A 14,762-nucleotide genomic window follows, 5' to 3' on the forward strand; every position below is an offset into this window, starting at 1 on the left:
GCATCGATTGACGATCGAACCGTTTCAGGGGCGGCTGCGAATGTCCGGCAGGATCCGGGAAAGGAGCGCGATGCCGGAGCTCGTGCGACCGCGTGCGCCGCGGTCGGTGGAAGCACTCACGGAACAGGTGACGCCTGATCTGCTCGGCCAGGTGGCACGCAGCGACGAAGCCGCGTTCGCGAGGCTCTACGACCTCATGGCCGCCAGAGTTTTCGGGTTGGTGCGCCGGGTGCTGCGCGACGAGGCGCAGTCGGAGGAGGTGTTCCAGGAGGTCATGCTCGAAGTGTGGCGCAAGGCCAGCCGCTACGACCCCTCCCTGGGCAGCCCGACCACGTGGATCATGACGATCACGCATCGCCGTGCGGTCGACCGGGTTCGGTCGGCGCAGACCACCGCGGACCGCGAGGTGCAGGCGGCACAACGGGAAGTCGCCAGGCCGTTCGACGAAGTCAGCGAGTCGGCCGACACGCGGTTCGAACAACGGCAGGTGCGCCGGTGCCTGAGCACCCTCACCCCGCTGCAACGCGAGTCCATCGGACTCGCCTACTACCAGGGCTACACCTATCCGGAGGTCGCGAGCCTGCTCGGCATCGCGCTCGGCACGGTGAAGACCCGGATGCGCGACGGACTGATCCGGCTGCGCGACTGCATGGGGGTGACGGCATGACCACTGCAGATCAGCACCTGATGACGGGTGCCTGGGCGCTCAACGCGACCGATGACGGCGAGCGCACGGCGTTCGAGGAACACCTGCGGGAATGCGAGACCTGCCTCACCGAGGCCGTGGAGATGCGCGAAACCGCGGCCAGGCTGAGCATGCTCGTCGAGCTCACGCCACCGCCTCATCTCCGCGACCGGGTTCTCGCCGCGGCCGCGACCACCCGCCAGGACCGGCCAGATTCCCCGCGCCCTGTCACGGAACTGCGGCCCCGGCGACCCTGGATCCGGCGGGCCGCGGTGCTGGTGGCCGCGGCGAGCGTGCTGGGCGTCGTGGTGGCGGGAGTCCAGCACAACATGCGGCTGTCGGGCGAAGTCGAGGCGCTGCAACAGGTTGCCGCGCGGTACGAGCAGCTCAACTCACTGATCTCCGCGCCGGACGCGAAAACCGTGAGCAGGAAGGCGTCGAACGGGGGCAGCGGCATCGCGGTCTTCTCGGCCGCCCAGAACAAGGTCCTGTTCCTGGCCGCGGATCTCCCGCCGCTGCCGCCGGACCGCTCGTACCAGTTGTGGGTGGTGGACGGCGTCGGACCGCACCCGGCTGATGTGCTCACCGACGGCCAGCCGGTGGTGATGGACTTCGTCGAGGGAGCCGAGAAACTCGCGGTCACCGTCGAACCACTCGGCGGTTCCGATCTGCCGACGACCGGCCCGGTCGTGTCTCTTCCGTACGCCTAGACCGTCAGGAACAAGACGGCCGGGCAGGCGCGACACCTGCCCGGCCATCCCGTCGCCGGGTGTCTGAGGGGATACCGGCGACGACGACCGCCCCCGCGGTCATCGAACTCCGATCAGTGGCACGGGCCGCTGAGGTAGTCGTACGCGATCGCCACGTCCTGCCAGTGGTGGTACCAGTACGGGGAGATGTAGTGGTCGTCCACGTACACGTTCAGGTGGTAGTGGCCGTGTGCGTCGTACCAGTGGTAGTGGTCGGTCGTGCCGCAGCCCGAGGCGCTGGCAGCCGGTGCCGTCGCGACGGACAAGCCGACCGCGGCGGTCAGGCTGAGCGCCGCGGCGGCGGCCACGCGAGCCAGCTTGCTCTTCAGCATGGATGAATCCCCCTGGTGGAAGGGAAAGCAGTCTCCTGAGGTGCAGTCGGGAGACTTGAGAACTCACGTCGATCTCACGGAACACCGTCCATCGCGGGCGGGCTCAACCACCATGGCCGCGCGGGTGCACGGGCTGAGCTTCTGGTGTCATCGGATGAACCAGCGGAAACCGATGTAACAGTCGACCTCCGCTCGTGGCGTTTCCTCGGTGATGGAAGCCACGAGGGAGGAGTTTCGATGTCCACGAGGCGGTTGCCGGGGATCGTGCTGGCCGCGCTGATCATCTCCGGCTGCGGTTCCGGTCCGAGCGCGTCCACGGGCACCACGACCGGCAACGGAACTGGCGGCCAGGCAAAGGATGCCGGCGCGAAGTACACCGAGTGCATGAAGTCGGCCGGGTGGAATCCGGAGCAGCTGGGAGGCGCGCAGGCGACCGGGCTGCCCAAGGACCCGAAGTTCGAGGCGGACGTGCAACGGTGCCAGCGCGAGTCCGGTTTGGACAAAGCCAGGCCGAAGGAGGACGGGAAGCCCGACGCGGCCAAGCAGAACGAGCGCACGCTCGCGTTGGTGCGCTGTCTGCGCGACCGGGGCTGGCAGGTCGCGGATCCCAAGACGGACTCGCGCGGCGTGCTGCTTCCGCCGCCGCCGGAGGAGAACCTGCCCGCGGACAAGCAGTCCGCCTACAACACGGACTTCAACCAGTGCGTCGAGAAGACCCAGGGCGGGGCGATCGAGGGACGACCCGAACCGACCAAGTGAGGCAGCGGACATGGGTTCCTTGCGGGACACGGCATATCTGTCAGCTCGTGCGTTGACCGCCAGGAAGGGCAGAACCCTGCTGGCGATGCTCGGTCCCGCGCTGGGAGTCGCGGCGATCGTCGGGGCGATCACCTACTCGCAGAGCGCTTCCGCCGAGGTGCAGGAGACGTTGCGGTCGGTGGGCAGCGATCTCGTCGTCGTGGCGGCGGCCGAGGGGGCTCCCGGCAGCAGCACCACGTTGCCCCTCGAAGCGGCGGAACGCGCGAGGAACGTGCGGACCGTGCTCTCCGCCGCGCCGCTGAGCCGGGTGCCGGGAGTTCTGGTCGGTGCCAACGAGTTGGGCGCCGGCACGCAGGCGACGGCGGCCTACGGCGTGCAGTCCACGAGCTCCGCGCTGGTCGACGTGGCGGATCTGCAACTGGCACAAGGGCGTTTCCTGCTCCCGGTGGACGAGGAACGCGGGGCGCGAGTGGCGGTCATCGGTGCAGAGGTGGCCGCCACGATCGGGTACGACGCCTCCCAGCCGCAGACGATCCGGCTGGGAGCAGAGGTTTTCGGTGTGGTGGGAGCGATTCGACCGACCACGCTCGCCAGCGAGCTGAACACCAGCGTGCTGATTCCCGTGTCGACGTCGGTGACCCTCTTCGGCGCCGACAGCAAGCCGAGCCAGTTGCTGCTGGAGGTCGAGCCGGGAACCACCGAGAAAACGGTGCCGTTGCTGGACGTCGCGGTCACCTACGGGGACGGCCCTCCGCCAGAGGTGCGCGTGCCGGCGGAGTTGCTCGCCGCGGGGATGAAGATCGACCAGACGCTGCAGTGGGTCGTCGCGGGCATGGGCGGGCTGGCGTTGCTGGTCGGAGGGCTCGGCATCGCGAACGTGCTGACCATGTCCGTCCTTGAGCGCAGTGCGGAGATCGGCGTGCGCCGGGCGCTCGGGCACCGGAGATTCCACGTGGCGTTGCAGTTCCTCGGCGAGGCGTGGCTGATCGGCGTGATCGGGGGACTCGTCGGCGTCGCGGCGGCGGTCGCCGGGGTCGGCGTGGTCGTGAGCGGCAGGGGATGGCCGGTCGCGGTGGATCCCCTGCTGGTGGTGGCCGCGCTCGGGGTCGCCGTGGCGATCACGATGACCGCCGCCGTCTACCCGGCCGTGACCGCGTCCCGGCTGGACCCCATGCGGGTGCTTCGCCTCGGCTGATCAGGACTGCAGGAACCCCGCGTCGATCGCGACGGCGACGAGCTGCGACTGGTTCGTGCACTCGAACAGCTCGAACAGGCTCGACACCTCGCGTTTGACCGTCGCGAGCGACACTCGCAACCGTTGTGCGATCACGGTGTAGGACAGGCCGAACGCGATCAGGCGCAGCACCCGCTCCTGGCGTTCGGTCAGCGCCGGGCACTTCTCGGCGTACGCCGACAGCGTCGCCGAGAACGCGACCACCTCGGTGCCGGCCGCCCTCACCACCACCGGCAGATCACTCACCAGGCGATCGGAGCTCAGCGCGCCGCCGATGTCGCCGGAAGCGATGCGCCGCAGCACGCGAGACGCGTGCGCGGGCTTGCCAGGATCCACCACCACGACGACGTTGCGGCCGGTGCGGTCACCGTGGTCCGTCACCACGACAGCTCGGTCGGCGGTCGTGGCCAGCACCCAGCCGCGCCGTTCCGCCGTGAACCTGACGACTTCGCGGAGTGCCTCGTCGCTGCACGCGATGTGCACCCTGATCGGCTGTCTGCCAGCCTCCCCGTTGTCGCTCCCCACCCCTGCCCCCTCTGCAGCAGCGGGGCACCTACTCGCGCCGGGAGAGGCTAACACCGCGATTCGTCGGATCGGGTCGAGTTCGGGCGTATGTAACACGGACGTCGGCTCGTGTCTTTTCCTGGTGAGGACACACGAGGGGGAGACGGTGCCGGTGACGAACGAGGACCCCAGATCGGACGCGCAGCTGCTCGCCGCCGCAGGCGAGGACGCCGAGGCGTTCGGGGTCTTCTACGACCGGCACGTCCGGGTACTGCTCGGGTTCTTCTACCGGCGCACGTTGTGTGCCGAGATGGCGGCCGACCTGACCGCCGAGACGTTTGCCGCGGCGTTCATCAACCGGCGGAAGTACCGGGACACAGGGGCACCTACTCGCGCATGGCTCCTCGGTATCGGCCGCCGCGAACTGAGCCGCGCGCTGCGCAGACAGAGGGTGGAGACACGGGCACGGGAACGACTGGGGCTGCCGCGGCTGGAGATGGACGACCAGTCGCTGGAACGCATCGAGGAACTGGTGGACGTGACGCCGTTGGTGACGGCGGTCAAGCAGGCGTTGAGCAGCATGTCGCCGAAACTCGCCGACGCGGTGCTGCTCAGGGTCGCGCACGACCTGCCCTACGACGAGGTCGCGTCCCGGCTGGGGTGCAGTGAGGGGGCCGCACGGGTGCGCGTGGCCAGAGGGCTGGCGCGACTCGAGGAACTTCTGGAGGTGGGCGGATGAGCGAGCCGACCGCGTTCGAGACGCGGCTGCGCGACGAGCTCGTCGGCGCGATCACGGCGCGACAGCAGCGGACACCCCGGCGGCTTCCGGCTCTGCGACTGGGCATCGCCGCCGCGGCGGCGAGTCTGGTCGCCGGGGCGGTTCTCGTCGTCACGAACCTGTCCGGCCCCGCGCCTGCTTTGGCCGTCAGCAAGCAGGACGGCCGCGTCGTCGTGGACCTGCGGGATCCGGAAGCGACGGCGACGGCGATGGAACGGGAACTGGCCAAGGCCGGGGTCGACAGCCAGGTTCGCCGGGTGCCGGTTTCTCCATCGGTGTCCGGACGCTGGCTCGGTGCGTTGCTGCTCAACGGCGCGCCCGCGGTGGACAAGAACCATTCCGCCAACCAGCACCCGCAGGGCCGCAGCCGCATCGTGCTGCAGCTGAACGAGAACAGCCAGGTCGTGCTGTTCCTCGGGGTGAACGGCGGCGACCAGCGCTACACCATCAGCGCCAGCGCCTTCGCCGACGGGGAGTCGTTGCACTGCAGCGGAATCGGTGACGCGCCAACGGATCAGGCCGCGCGGCGGCTCGCGGATCGTGGGCTGAAGGTGCGGTGGATCGTCGTTCCTCCGGCCGGGCAGCACGCCGAGGTGCTGACACCGTCGGAGAGCGCGCCACCGGGGAGGGTGGTCGGCGCCGAGATGGAGTCCGAGGGGAGCGTGCGCGTCTTCGTGGCGGCGCCGGGTCAGGAACCGGCCAAGGGCACCGATCCGGCCGACGGCACGGAGTTCGTCCTCTCCCAGTTGTTGTCCGGCACGCGACCCGGCGAACTGCCCGTGCACGACACGCCGTCGCTGTCCACGGAGGGCTCACAGTGCTGACCGAACAGGGGGACCACTCATGCCGACGCCCGCTCCCGAGAGCGAGACACCTGACATCGACGCGTTGCTCGGCAGGGAGCGCAAGCGATCCCGACGGACGCTGATCGTCGCCGTGGTGGTCGTGCTCGTCGTCGGCGGAGCCGCTGGTGGTTCGTGGTACGCGTTCGCGGCACGTCCAGACCGGCAGCCGTCGTCCGAACCTCCGCTGGCCACCGCGAAAGTGCAACGGCAGACGCTGCGCGACACCTTCACCGTCCGGGGTGTCGCCCGCTACCGCGACACCGCGACCCTGCGCGCCGCCGGCTCCGGAGTCGTCACGGAGCTCGGCCTCGTGACAGGGCAGGTCGTCAAACCCGGCGCGGTGGTCTATCGCCTGGCCGGCAAGCCGGTCGTCGCGCTGACCGGCGCGTTCCCGTTCTGGAGGAACCTCGACAAGAGCGTCACCGGGATCGACGTCAAGCAGCTGGAGTCGTTCTTGAAGGCGGCGGGCCACGATCCGGGGACGGTGGACGAGACGTTCACCACCGCCACCGAACGAGCGGTCAAGAGCTGGCAGAAAGCGTTGGGGCTGAAGCAGACCGGGACGATCACCGCGGACGAGGTCCTGCCGGCGCCCTGGCCCGCCAGGGTCGGCAAGGTCGACGTCGCGGTGGGCGACCAGCTCACCGCCGGGAAGCAGATCGCCGCGCTGACCGAACCCGCCGCGGCCGTGACCGTCGACCTGGATCCCGGCCAGCGGCTGCGGGCGGCCAAGGGCCAGAAGGTCGAGATCCAGGTGACGTCGAGCAGGGCGAAGGCGACCGGAACGATCGCGGAGATCGACTCGACCCCGACGTCGACCGGCTCCGGCACCAACTCCGGCAACCAGTCAGGTGGCGACGGATCGTCTGGAAACCAGGGCGGCAACGGGTCGTCCTCCCCGGTCTACAAGGCGATCATCGCCCTCGACGCTCCGCTGGACGTGGTCGACGGCACGCAGCTCAGCGCGCTCGTGGTGGTGTCCGAGGAGACCGACGCCCTCACGATCCCGGTGGGCGCCGTGGTGCAGGACGGACAGGGAAAACCGGTGGTGCGCGTGCCGGACGCCAACGGGTCGACGCGGCAGGTTCCGGTCGAGCTGGGCACGCAGAGCGGCGCCTACGTCTCCGTCCGAAAAGGACTCGACGGCACGGAGACGGTCGTGCTCGGCGGTGGCGGATGACCCCGGTCCTCGCCACCGAGAACCTCACCAAGATCTACCTCGGGGAAGTCCCCGTCACCGCCGTGCACGACGTGACGATCGCCGTGCACTCCGGTGAGCTGGTCGCGCTCACCGGACCGTCGGGCTCGGGCAAGACCACCCTGCTGGGCCTGCTCGGGCTGCTGGACACCCCCACGGCGGGAGAGGTGCGCGTGCTCGGGCAGGCGGCCGGCGGCTTGTCGGACTCGGAGCGAACGGCCCTGCGCGCCCGGATGCTCGGTTTCGTGTTCCAGCAGTTCCACCTGCTCGGACACCTCGACGCGCTCGGCAACGTCGAGGCGGCCCTGCGTTACCGCGGGCTGCGGGCGTCGCAACGTCGCCGCCTCGCGATGGACGCGCTCGACCGGGTGGGGCTGCTGCACCGGTTCGACCACCAGCCCGCCCGGCTATCGGGAGGCGAGCAGCAACGGGTCGCGATCGCGCGAGCGCTGGTCACCCGGCCCGCGCTGATCCTGGCCGACGAACCGACCGGCAACCTCGACACGGAGAACTCGCAGCGGCTGCTGGCGCTGATGCACGAGCTGGCTCATGATGGCGCTGCGGTGGTGGTGGTCACCCACGACGAGGAGGTCGCGGTTCGCTCGCACCGGCGGATCGTGATGCGTGACGGCTCGGTGGTTCAGCCCGCGACTGTGCAGGCGTGACAGGGGAGGACTTCATCGTGGGGCTGGGAATCAGACGCATCCGCCACGTCAAGCTGCCGGTGAGCGACCTGGGCGCGAGCCTGGTCTGGTATCAGGCGTTGCTCGGACTGGAGATCGCCGCCGAGTTCAGCGAGCAGGGCGTTGTGCGCGGGGTGCAGTTGACGGACCCCGACGGCGCGTTCGCCATCGCTTTGCGGGATCGCAGGTTCTGCGCCGGCCGGCCGGATCTCGGCGGGTTCGACGTGTTCGCCCTCGAAGTCGACTCGATCACCCTGCTGCGGGAGCTGGCCGCGCGATGCGACGGGCTGGGATTCGCCCACTCCGGAGTCGCCGATCGTGGCAAGTACGGCGCCAACCTGGACGTGCCCGACCCCGACGGGACGGTGCTGCGGTTCCTGGCCGACAACGTCATCAACCCCGGCAGTTTTCTCGGCGTCGACATCGCGGCGGACGGGCAGCCCTCGCTCTACGACCGTCCGCGACTCGAACCGAGCTGACGTTTCCGCGGCCGGCGCGGATCCGCGGTCAGGACCATCCAGTCCATGCCGCGGTCGAGATCAAGGTAGCCTGAACGCTGTGAGCAGGCCGGAGAACGTGCAGGCGGGACGGACGCTGACCCCACGCGGGGCCGCCACCCGTGCGCGCATCGTCGAGGCCGCCGCCGAGCTGATGTACGTGAAGGGTGTCAACGCGACGACGCTCGACGACGTCCGTGCCGCGAGCAGCACCAGCAAGTCCCAGCTCTACAACCACTTCCCGGACAAGGAAGAACTGGTCCGCGCCGTCGTCGCCTCGAGAGCCGCGCAGATCCTGGAACGGGAACGCGGCTACCTCCAGCGGTTGAAGTCGTTCCGCGGCCTCGTTCGGTGGCGTGACGCGCTGGTGCAGCGGAACGCGTTGCAGAACGGTGCGTACGGCTGTGCGCTCGGCTCGATGGCCAGTGAGCTCGCGGATCAGGACGACCAGGCGCGCACCGTGCTCGCCCAGTCCTTTGTGGAGTGGGAAGGGCTGCTCGCCGCCGGGTTGCAGCGGATGCGGGACAGCGGGGCGCTCCGGGCGGACGCCGACCCGGAGAAGCTCGCCACGGGGCTGATGGCGGCTCTGCAGGGCGGGTATCTGCTGGCGGAGACCGCGCACGACATCAGGCCCATGGAGGTCGCGCTCGACATGGCGCTCGACCACGTGCGGTCGTTCCTCACCGCGTGACGGCGCGGACGTAGCCGAGGGCCTGGTCCAGGGCCACCTCCAGCTGCCGCACGTCGCGGGTCGTGCGGGTGAGCAGCAGACCGCCCTGCAGCGCGGCCATCAGGCCGGTCGCGAGCCGCTGCGGGTCGGCGTCCGGTGCCAGTTCGCCGCTGTCCCGGACTCGGGTGAGGCCGCCCGCCAGGAGTGACTCCCACGCCGTGAAGATCGCGCGCGCCGTCGACCGGCCGGCTTCGTCGCCGTTGGCGAGCAGGTCGGCCAGTTCGCCGAGTGGGCAGGTTCCGTTGTCGCCTCGCTGTGCCAGGAGTACCACCTCGTCGCGCCAGTGGACGAGGTCGCGCAGCGAGTGCAGGTTGGTCAGCAACGACTCCTGGGTCGCGAGCAGGCGGTCGAACCTGGCCCGCGGGTTGCGTGCGGCGATGAGCGTGAACACGGTGGCTGCGAGGGCGAGTCCGCCGTACCCGAGCGCGATCTGCGGGAGCGAGAAGGTGGTGGACAGCCTGCCGGCGACGAGGCTGGGGAAAGCGGCCGCGCTGTAGCAGATGAGGTAGATGACGCTGAAGATCGGAGCCCGCTCCGCCGGAGTGCTCTCGTGCAGCAGGCATCGGGTCGAGGCGCTGATGGCGATGCCTTGGCTGGCACCGGCGACGACGGTAGCGGCGATGAACGACGCGAGCGTGCTCGTGGCGATCGCGGTGATGATGCCGATCATGCCGGCGAGAAAGGCGACCATGCCGAGACGTTGGGCCGTGGCCGGCGTGAACCGGCCGCCGAGGGGAGCGCCCAGCGCGCTGGGCGCCATGTAGGCGGCGAACACGAGCCCGAGGACGAGCGGGCTGCGGGTGTGGAGTTGCTCTTCCGCCAACGCGGGGACGAAGGCCTGGTAGAACGCGCCGGTCGCCCAGGTGGACAGGAACACCGCCGTCGCGACGGGAAGCAGACGCCGGACTCGGGCGGGCACGGTGACGCTGGGGCGCAGTGATCGCCACGCTCCCGGCGTGGGAGGCACGGTTTCCGGGCTGAGGGCGATGAGCGCGGCGGACAGCAGGAGGAAGCCGACGGCCGCCAGGTAGATCAGCTGACGCGGCCACGGTCCGAACTGGACCAGCGCGCCCGAGGCGATGGCGCCGATCGCGAGGCCGATCATCGGTGTCTGGCTGGAGGCGACGGAGGCCAGCCAGGCGGGCTTGGACGGTGCGGCGTCGACGACGTAGGCCGTCACGTTGCTGCCGGCCAGCCCGGCGCCGAGGCCCATCAGGGCGCGGCCGGCGAGCAGCGTGCCGACGTCGTGCACGTTCAGCAACAGCAGACACCCCAGCGCGAGCAGGCCGAGGCTGGCGAGCGAGGTACGTCGTCGGCCCAGATGGCTGGACAGCCGTCCCATCACCAGGAGCGCCACGAGCGTGGGCACGCCGTACGACACGACGGCCAGCGAGATGTCGAAGTTGGTGAACCCGTCCTCGGCGCGGTAGGTGTTGAACAGGGGAATCGGTGCGGCCGACGCGGCGAACGCGGCGGTCAGGGACACCACCGCGGACAGGAATGCCAGCCGGAGCGTGGCGCCAGAGTGGACCATATAGTCCACTATAGGACACACTTGCGCGGTGACGACGACTCGCACCGGGAAGCACGCGACGAAGGAACAACGCGCGGCCGCCGAGCACTTGGGGTCGCTCGACGACTCGCTCGCGCCGTGGGTGCGGGCGACAGGGCCGATCGACGCGTACGAGACGCACTTTCCCGTGCAGATCGGCACTCCGCTCGAGTGGTTCTCTTTCGCGATCATCTCGCGACAGCTCAGCAGGGCGGCGGCCACCGCGATCCACCACCGGCTCGTCGCGCGACTGGGTGGCGCCATCACGACCGAGCTCGTCATCGCGACCGGTGAACAGGCGATGCGTGATCTTGGCTTGTCCCGCCTCAAGGCCAGAGCGATCCGCGGGCTCGCCGAACTGGCCGATGACGGGTTCCTGGACAGGCTCGGGGCGATGTCGGACTCCGAGATCCAGGCGCAGCTCGTGGCCGTGCCGGGTGTCGGTCCCTCGACGGCGCAAAGGTTCCTGATGCAGCACCTGCGCCGGCCGGACGTCTTCCCGGCCGGCGACCTCGCCGTGCGTGCGGCGGTGACAGAACTCGACGGGCTGGACAGGACGATCACGCCGATGGCTGTCGAGCAGCGCAGTGAACTGTGGCGGCCTTACCGGTCCTATGCGACGTCGTACTTGTGGGGCTACCTATGGGAACTCCGTCATCCTGGGTGAGCTCAGACGGCCAATCCGGCGCCGCCGGCCACCACGATCTCCTGTCCGGTGATGTACGCGGCTCCGTCGGAGGCCAGGAACGCGACGGTCTCGGCGATGTCCTCCGGCCGTCCGAGGCGGCCGAACGGGTTCATCGCCGCCAGTGCGTCGATCTGGTCGGGTCCCAGGCCGGACGTCGACCGCACCATCGGGGTGTCGGTGAAGCCCGGGCTGATGGCGTTGACCCGGATCCGGCGCGGGGCGAGCTCCAGCGCCAGGGTCGGGATCATGGTCAGCAGTGCGCCGCGCGACCCGGCGGTGAGGCTGTTGCCGGTGAGGCCGCGGGTCACCCCGATGCCCGTGGTGACGATGACCGAGGCGCCGTCCGACAGCAGCGGCAGCGCTTTGACCAGTGTGAAGAACGCTCCCTTGGTGTTGACGGTGAAGACGTCGTCGAAGGCGGCCTCGTCGTAGGTGGCGAGCGTTCCCGGGCGGCTGATGCCGGCGTTCAGCAACAGCGTGGTGAGGGTTCCGAACCGGTCTCGGACTTCGGACATCACCCGGTCCGTGTCGGCGAGCGAACGCGCGTCGGCACGCAACACCAGGATGTCCTCGGGAAGTTCTTTGCGAGCCCGCGCAACGCTTTCCTCTCGTTGCCCGGTGACCGCGACCCAGTAACCGCGGCCGTGCAGGGCCTCCGCGGCGGCCTTTCCGATGCCGCTGGTACCACCGGTGATCAGTGCTGCGGGTGTCGACATGGCTTGGTCACTCCGTGGGGGTCGGCGAGTGGCTGAACGGGACGGTCAGGCGCCATCCGGAGTCGGCGCGCGGCACCTCGAACGTCGTGCTCCAGGACATCGAGGCCGATGCCTCGTCGGAGAAGGTCAGCGTCAGGGTGTGCGCACCGTCGCCGCGGCCGGAGAGGTGGAGGACGTCGGGCAACACGCTCAACATGATCGGGTTGACGCGCAGTTCGAGACGTTCCGCCGGCCGGGTGTCCCCGGTTGTGGCGAGCACGATCTCGAACTCTCGCAGCACGAGCGCGCTGATGGAGACCTTCGTCAGGCGGCTGGACGCAAGGTCGTGGTCTGCTGTGATGATGGCCGAGGACAGCTTCAACGGACTCACGAAGCGCATCGTAACTGAACTAAAAGGTCCAATCCATGGAGGTGGTCATGCTCGACCGGATCCGGGCGGAGATCGTCGCGCACGAATCCAACGCGTGGGCGCGTGACCTCGGCTATCAGCCGGTCTACGCCGCAGCGCCCGGTGCTCGGATCGCACTCATCGGCCAGGCTCCCGGCCGGAAAGCCCAGGAGAGCGGTGTGCCGTGGAACGACGTCAGTGGCGTGAAGCTGCGCGGCTGGCTGGGCGTCACCGACGAGCAGTTCTACGATCCCGGCCTGTTCGCGATCCTGCCGATGGACTTCTACTACCCCGGCAAGGGCAAGTCGGGAGACCTGCCGCCGCGCAAGGACTTCGCGGGCCGGTGGCACGAGCGGATCCTTGCCGAGCTGGGAGATCTGCGGCTCACGATCCTGGTGGGCTCGTACGCCCAGAAGTACTACCTGGGTGATCGGATCAAGCCGAGTCTCACCGAGACCGTGCGCGCTTACGCCGAGTACCTGCCGTCGGTTATCCCGCTCGTGCACCCGTCGCCGTTGAACTTCCGCTGGCACACCAGGAATCCGTGGTTCGAGGCCGAGGTCGTCCCCGTGTTGCGAGCGACGGTGGCCAAGGTGCAAGATGGACCATAAGGTCCAGTTATTGCGGGAGTGTCGAGATGGATGTGCAGAAGAACGGCGACAGCGGGTCGTACGACGCCGTGGTCGACGGCCGGGTGGTCGGCATGATCGTGTACCACGTGCCGAAGCACGGTGACCGGGTGACGTTCAGCCACACGATCGTCGACCCCGAGTACCGCGGCCGCGGGATCGCGACCAGGCTCACGAAGCACGCGCTGGACGACCTGCGGGCGCAGGATCTGAAGCTCACCAACTACTGCGCCTTCGTGGCGGACTACATCGCCGACCACCCGGAGTACAAGGACCTCGTCGACGAGCGCTTCCCCGGTCGTGCGACGGTGCCCGACCGCGCACCGCGCGCACGATGACCCGCGGCGAGCACCAGGTCGACGTCGACGGAGCACTGATCCGGACCGCGCGCCTGCACCTCGCGCCGTGGACGCTGTCCGATGTGGACGCGGCGCTGGGCATCTTCGGTGACGGCGAGGTCGCGAAATGGCTGGCACCGGCCATGGACCGCGTTCCGGACGTGGATGCCATGCGGCGGTTGGTCTCCAGTTGGGTCGCAGAAACCGTCGAACCACCGCTCGGCCGTTGGAAGGTCACGGACCGAACCACCGGCGACGTCGTCGGCGCGGTCTCCTTGCTGCCGTTGCCTCCCGACGACGTCGACTTCGAGATCGGCATCCAGGTCGCGCGGGGAAAGTGGGGCAACGGGTACGCCGGTGAGGCCGGCGACGCGCTCGCCCACTACGCCTTCGACGCCGGTGTCGACGAGGTGTTCGCCGTCGCCCGCCCGGCCAACCAGCGTGCCGCGGCGGCCGCACGGCGCATGGGCATGGACTGGGTCGGGCAGACCGAGAAGTACTACCGCACGCGACTCGACGTGTTCCGGTTGCGCCGATACGACCTGGACGGGACCGATGAACCTGCCTGACCGATGTGGCACCTTCACGATCGGAGGCCTGCCGATCACCCGGCTCGGGCTCGGCACCGCTCAGATGAGCCCGTCCGGCACCTGGAGTCACCCGCAGAGCGCTGCGGAAGCCGCGAGGGTGCTGCGAGAAGCGGTCGATCTCGGCGTGAACTTGATCGACGTCGCCGAGTCGTCCGGCCCGTTCGACTACGAAGAGCTGATCGCGCAGGCGTTGTACCCGTATCCGGACGACCTGCTGCTGATGGTGAAAGGCGGCCCGCTCCGGCCTTCGTTCCTGCGCAAGCAGATCGAGACGCGGCTGTGGTACCTGAAACTCAGCCGGATCCCGCTGTTCCAGCTGCACGGGTTCAGTCCGGACGCGCCGGTCGCCGACCAGCTCGGGGTGCTCACCGACCTGCAGCGGGAAGGCAAGATCGGGCACATCGGGCTGGCTGAGGTGTCGGTGGCCGAGCTGGAGGAAGCGCGGAAGTGCGCGGACATCGCCACGGTCCAGGCCGAGTACAACCTCGTCAACCGGGCTGCGGACGCGCTGCTCGACCACGCGGAACAGGCGAACATCGGCTTCATACCGTGGCTTCCGCTGGCCACCGGAGCCCTGGCCGACCAGGCAGGACCGCTGGCGGAGATGGCGCGACGGCATGGTGTCGCACCCGCGCAGCTCGCTCTCGCGTGGCTCCTGAAGCGTTCGCCCGCGATGATCCCGACGCCCGGCACGTTGAGCGTCCAGCACCTGCGCGACAACGTGTCCGCTGTGGACATTCCACTGACGACGGTCGAACTCGACGAGCTCGACCGACTGGTACCCGTTTCCGGACGCCAAGTGGACCCAGGTTCCGAGTCGAAACAGGGCTAGTTTCGGAGCCATCAAGGCGTCTACGAGGGAGTTCT

The 14,762-nt window shown here is 69.2% G+C and carries 20 protein-coding genes; 15 read left to right on the forward strand and 5 right to left on the reverse strand.

What is annotated here, in order from left to right; all coding sequences use genetic code 11:
• Positions 1-70: 70 nt before the first annotated feature.
• Together sigK and AB0M24_RS12050 are read left to right on the forward strand one after the other, a co-directional pair.
• Positions 71-667 (forward strand): ECF RNA polymerase sigma factor SigK, encoded by a 597-nt coding sequence (gene sigK, locus AB0M24_RS12045; RefSeq protein ID WP_363764789.1) that lies wholly within the window; start codon positions 71-73, stop codon positions 665-667.
• A complete protein-coding gene (locus AB0M24_RS12050; protein ID WP_363764792.1) occupies positions 664-1,395 on the forward strand; it encodes an anti-sigma factor in 732 nt (243 codons plus the stop codon). The genes sigK and AB0M24_RS12050 overlap by 4 nt, the downstream gene beginning before the upstream one ends.
• A 113-nt stretch (positions 1,396-1,508) precedes the next feature.
• On the opposite strand, the gene AB0M24_RS12055 is transcribed toward AB0M24_RS12050, so the two are convergent.
• A complete protein-coding gene (locus AB0M24_RS12055) occupies positions 1,509-1,766 on the reverse strand; it encodes a hypothetical protein (RefSeq protein ID WP_363764795.1) in 258 nt (85 codons plus the stop codon).
• A 237-nt stretch (positions 1,767-2,003) separates the two neighbouring features.
• Between AB0M24_RS12055 and AB0M24_RS12060 the strand changes: the two genes are divergently transcribed.
• A complete protein-coding gene (locus AB0M24_RS12060; protein WP_363764798.1) occupies positions 2,004-2,525 on the forward strand; it encodes a hypothetical protein in 522 nt (173 codons plus the stop codon).
• A 10-nt stretch (positions 2,526-2,535) separates the two neighbouring features.
• Positions 2,536-3,720, forward strand: coding sequence for an ABC transporter permease (locus AB0M24_RS12065; RefSeq protein ID WP_363764801.1), 1,185 nt, complete (start codon positions 2,536-2,538; stop codon positions 3,718-3,720).
• On the opposite strand, the gene AB0M24_RS12070 is transcribed toward AB0M24_RS12065, so the two are convergent.
• Positions 3,721-4,284: a LuxR C-terminal-related transcriptional regulator gene (locus AB0M24_RS12070; protein WP_363764805.1), complete on the reverse strand. Its 564-nt coding sequence runs from the start codon at positions 4,282-4,284 to the stop codon at positions 3,721-3,723.
• Positions 4,285-4,405: 121 nt separating this feature from the next.
• On the opposite strand from AB0M24_RS12070, the gene AB0M24_RS12075 reads away from it, so the two are divergent.
• From AB0M24_RS12075 to AB0M24_RS12100, 6 genes are all read left to right on the forward strand, one after another.
• Positions 4,406-5,002 (forward strand): RNA polymerase sigma factor, encoded by a 597-nt coding sequence (locus AB0M24_RS12075; RefSeq protein WP_363764808.1) that lies wholly within the window; start codon positions 4,406-4,408, stop codon positions 5,000-5,002.
• On the forward strand, positions 4,999-5,865 hold the full coding sequence (locus AB0M24_RS12080; RefSeq protein ID WP_363764811.1) for a hypothetical protein: 867 nt from the start codon (positions 4,999-5,001) through the stop codon (positions 5,863-5,865). The genes AB0M24_RS12075 and AB0M24_RS12080 overlap by 4 nt, the downstream gene beginning before the upstream one ends.
• A gap of 19 nt (positions 5,866-5,884) precedes the next feature.
• On the forward strand, positions 5,885-7,066 hold the full coding sequence (locus AB0M24_RS12085; RefSeq protein WP_363764814.1) for an efflux RND transporter periplasmic adaptor subunit: 1,182 nt from the start codon (positions 5,885-5,887) through the stop codon (positions 7,064-7,066).
• Positions 7,063-7,749 (forward strand): ABC transporter ATP-binding protein, encoded by a 687-nt coding sequence (locus AB0M24_RS12090; RefSeq protein ID WP_363764817.1) that lies wholly within the window; start codon positions 7,063-7,065, stop codon positions 7,747-7,749. The genes AB0M24_RS12085 and AB0M24_RS12090 overlap by 4 nt, the downstream gene beginning before the upstream one ends.
• Positions 7,746-8,246, forward strand: coding sequence for a VOC family protein (locus AB0M24_RS12095; protein ID WP_363764820.1), 501 nt, complete (start codon positions 7,746-7,748; stop codon positions 8,244-8,246). The genes AB0M24_RS12090 and AB0M24_RS12095 overlap by 4 nt, the downstream gene beginning before the upstream one ends.
• Before the next feature lie 79 nt (positions 8,247-8,325).
• A complete protein-coding gene (locus AB0M24_RS12100; RefSeq protein ID WP_363764823.1) occupies positions 8,326-8,955 on the forward strand; it encodes a TetR family transcriptional regulator in 630 nt (209 codons plus the stop codon).
• Here AB0M24_RS12100 and AB0M24_RS12105 read toward each other — a convergent pair.
• On the reverse strand, positions 8,945-10,528 hold the full coding sequence (locus AB0M24_RS12105; RefSeq protein WP_363764826.1) for an MFS transporter: 1,584 nt from the start codon (positions 10,526-10,528) through the stop codon (positions 8,945-8,947). The two genes, AB0M24_RS12100 and AB0M24_RS12105, sit on opposite strands and share 11 nt — an antisense overlap.
• 28 nt (positions 10,529-10,556) lie before the next feature.
• Between AB0M24_RS12105 and AB0M24_RS12110 the strand changes: the two genes are divergently transcribed.
• Positions 10,557-11,213, forward strand: a complete 657-nt coding sequence (locus AB0M24_RS12110; protein WP_363764829.1) for a hypothetical protein — start codon at positions 10,557-10,559, stop codon at positions 11,211-11,213.
• Between the two features lie 2 nt (positions 11,214-11,215).
• Here AB0M24_RS12110 and AB0M24_RS12115 read toward each other — a convergent pair whose 3' ends face one another.
• Both AB0M24_RS12115 and AB0M24_RS12120 read right to left on the reverse strand, forming a co-directional pair.
• Positions 11,216-11,950 carry an SDR family oxidoreductase gene (locus AB0M24_RS12115; protein WP_363764832.1) on the reverse strand — a complete coding sequence of 245 codons (735 nt, stop codon included), beginning with the start codon at positions 11,948-11,950 and terminating at the stop codon, positions 11,216-11,218.
• Positions 11,951-11,957: 7 nt separating this feature from the next.
• A complete protein-coding gene (locus AB0M24_RS12120; RefSeq protein ID WP_363764835.1) occupies positions 11,958-12,320 on the reverse strand; it encodes a hypothetical protein in 363 nt (120 codons plus the stop codon).
• Between the two features lie 35 nt (positions 12,321-12,355).
• On the opposite strand from AB0M24_RS12120, the gene AB0M24_RS12125 reads away from it, so the two are divergent.
• The 4 genes from AB0M24_RS12125 to AB0M24_RS12140 are packed head-to-tail and all read left to right on the forward strand — an operon-like array spanning position 12,356 to position 14,727.
• Positions 12,356-12,949 (forward strand): uracil-DNA glycosylase family protein, encoded by a 594-nt coding sequence (locus AB0M24_RS12125; protein WP_363764839.1) that lies wholly within the window; start codon positions 12,356-12,358, stop codon positions 12,947-12,949.
• 26 nt (positions 12,950-12,975) lie between these two features.
• Complete coding sequence (locus AB0M24_RS12130; RefSeq protein WP_363764842.1) at positions 12,976-13,305, forward strand: GNAT family N-acetyltransferase; 330 nt, start codon at positions 12,976-12,978, stop codon at positions 13,303-13,305.
• Positions 13,302-13,874: a GNAT family N-acetyltransferase gene (locus AB0M24_RS12135; RefSeq protein WP_363764845.1), complete on the forward strand. Its 573-nt coding sequence runs from the start codon at positions 13,302-13,304 to the stop codon at positions 13,872-13,874. The genes AB0M24_RS12130 and AB0M24_RS12135 overlap by 4 nt, the downstream gene beginning before the upstream one ends.
• On the forward strand, positions 13,861-14,727 hold the full coding sequence (locus AB0M24_RS12140) for an aldo/keto reductase (RefSeq protein WP_363764848.1): 867 nt from the start codon (positions 13,861-13,863) through the stop codon (positions 14,725-14,727). The genes AB0M24_RS12135 and AB0M24_RS12140 overlap by 14 nt, the downstream gene beginning before the upstream one ends.
• Positions 14,728-14,762: the final 35 nt, after the last annotated feature.

The organism is Lentzea sp. NPDC051838, from assembly GCF_040681245.1.
Lineage (GTDB): Bacteria > Actinomycetota > Actinomycetes > Mycobacteriales > Pseudonocardiaceae > Lentzea.

Bases quoted from the DNA above. Each gene is read 5' to 3' on its own strand.
- AB0M24_RS12135 (WP_363764845.1), top strand. From the start codon at position 13,302: ATGACCCGCGGCGAGCACCAGGTCGACGTCGACGGAGCACTGATCCGG.
- AB0M24_RS12065 (WP_363764801.1), top strand. From the start codon at position 2,536: ATGGGTTCCTTGCGGGACACGGCATATCTGTCAGCTCGTGCGTTGACC.
- AB0M24_RS12050 (WP_363764792.1), top strand. From the start codon at position 664: ATGACCACTGCAGATCAGCACCTGATGACGGGTGCCTGGGCGCTCAAC.
- AB0M24_RS12090 (WP_363764817.1), top strand. From the start codon at position 7,063: ATGACCCCGGTCCTCGCCACCGAGAACCTCACCAAGATCTACCTCGGG.
- AB0M24_RS12080 (WP_363764811.1), top strand. From the start codon at position 4,999: ATGAGCGAGCCGACCGCGTTCGAGACGCGGCTGCGCGACGAGCTCGTC.
- sigK (WP_363764789.1), top strand. From the start codon at position 71: ATGCCGGAGCTCGTGCGACCGCGTGCGCCGCGGTCGGTGGAAGCACTC.
- AB0M24_RS12055 (WP_363764795.1), bottom strand. From the start codon at position 1,766: ATGCTGAAGAGCAAGCTGGCTCGCGTGGCCGCCGCCGCGGCGCTCAGC.
- AB0M24_RS12085 (WP_363764814.1), top strand. From the start codon at position 5,885: ATGCCGACGCCCGCTCCCGAGAGCGAGACACCTGACATCGACGCGTTG.
- AB0M24_RS12125 (WP_363764839.1), top strand. From the start codon at position 12,356: ATGGAGGTGGTCATGCTCGACCGGATCCGGGCGGAGATCGTCGCGCAC.
- AB0M24_RS12115 (WP_363764832.1), bottom strand. From the start codon at position 11,950: ATGTCGACACCCGCAGCACTGATCACCGGTGGTACCAGCGGCATCGGA.
- AB0M24_RS12105 (WP_363764826.1), bottom strand. From the start codon at position 10,528: ATGGTCCACTCTGGCGCCACGCTCCGGCTGGCATTCCTGTCCGCGGTG.
- AB0M24_RS12060 (WP_363764798.1), top strand. From the start codon at position 2,004: ATGTCCACGAGGCGGTTGCCGGGGATCGTGCTGGCCGCGCTGATCATC.
- AB0M24_RS12140 (WP_363764848.1), top strand. From the start codon at position 13,861: ATGAACCTGCCTGACCGATGTGGCACCTTCACGATCGGAGGCCTGCCG.
- AB0M24_RS12130 (WP_363764842.1), top strand. From the start codon at position 12,976: ATGGATGTGCAGAAGAACGGCGACAGCGGGTCGTACGACGCCGTGGTC.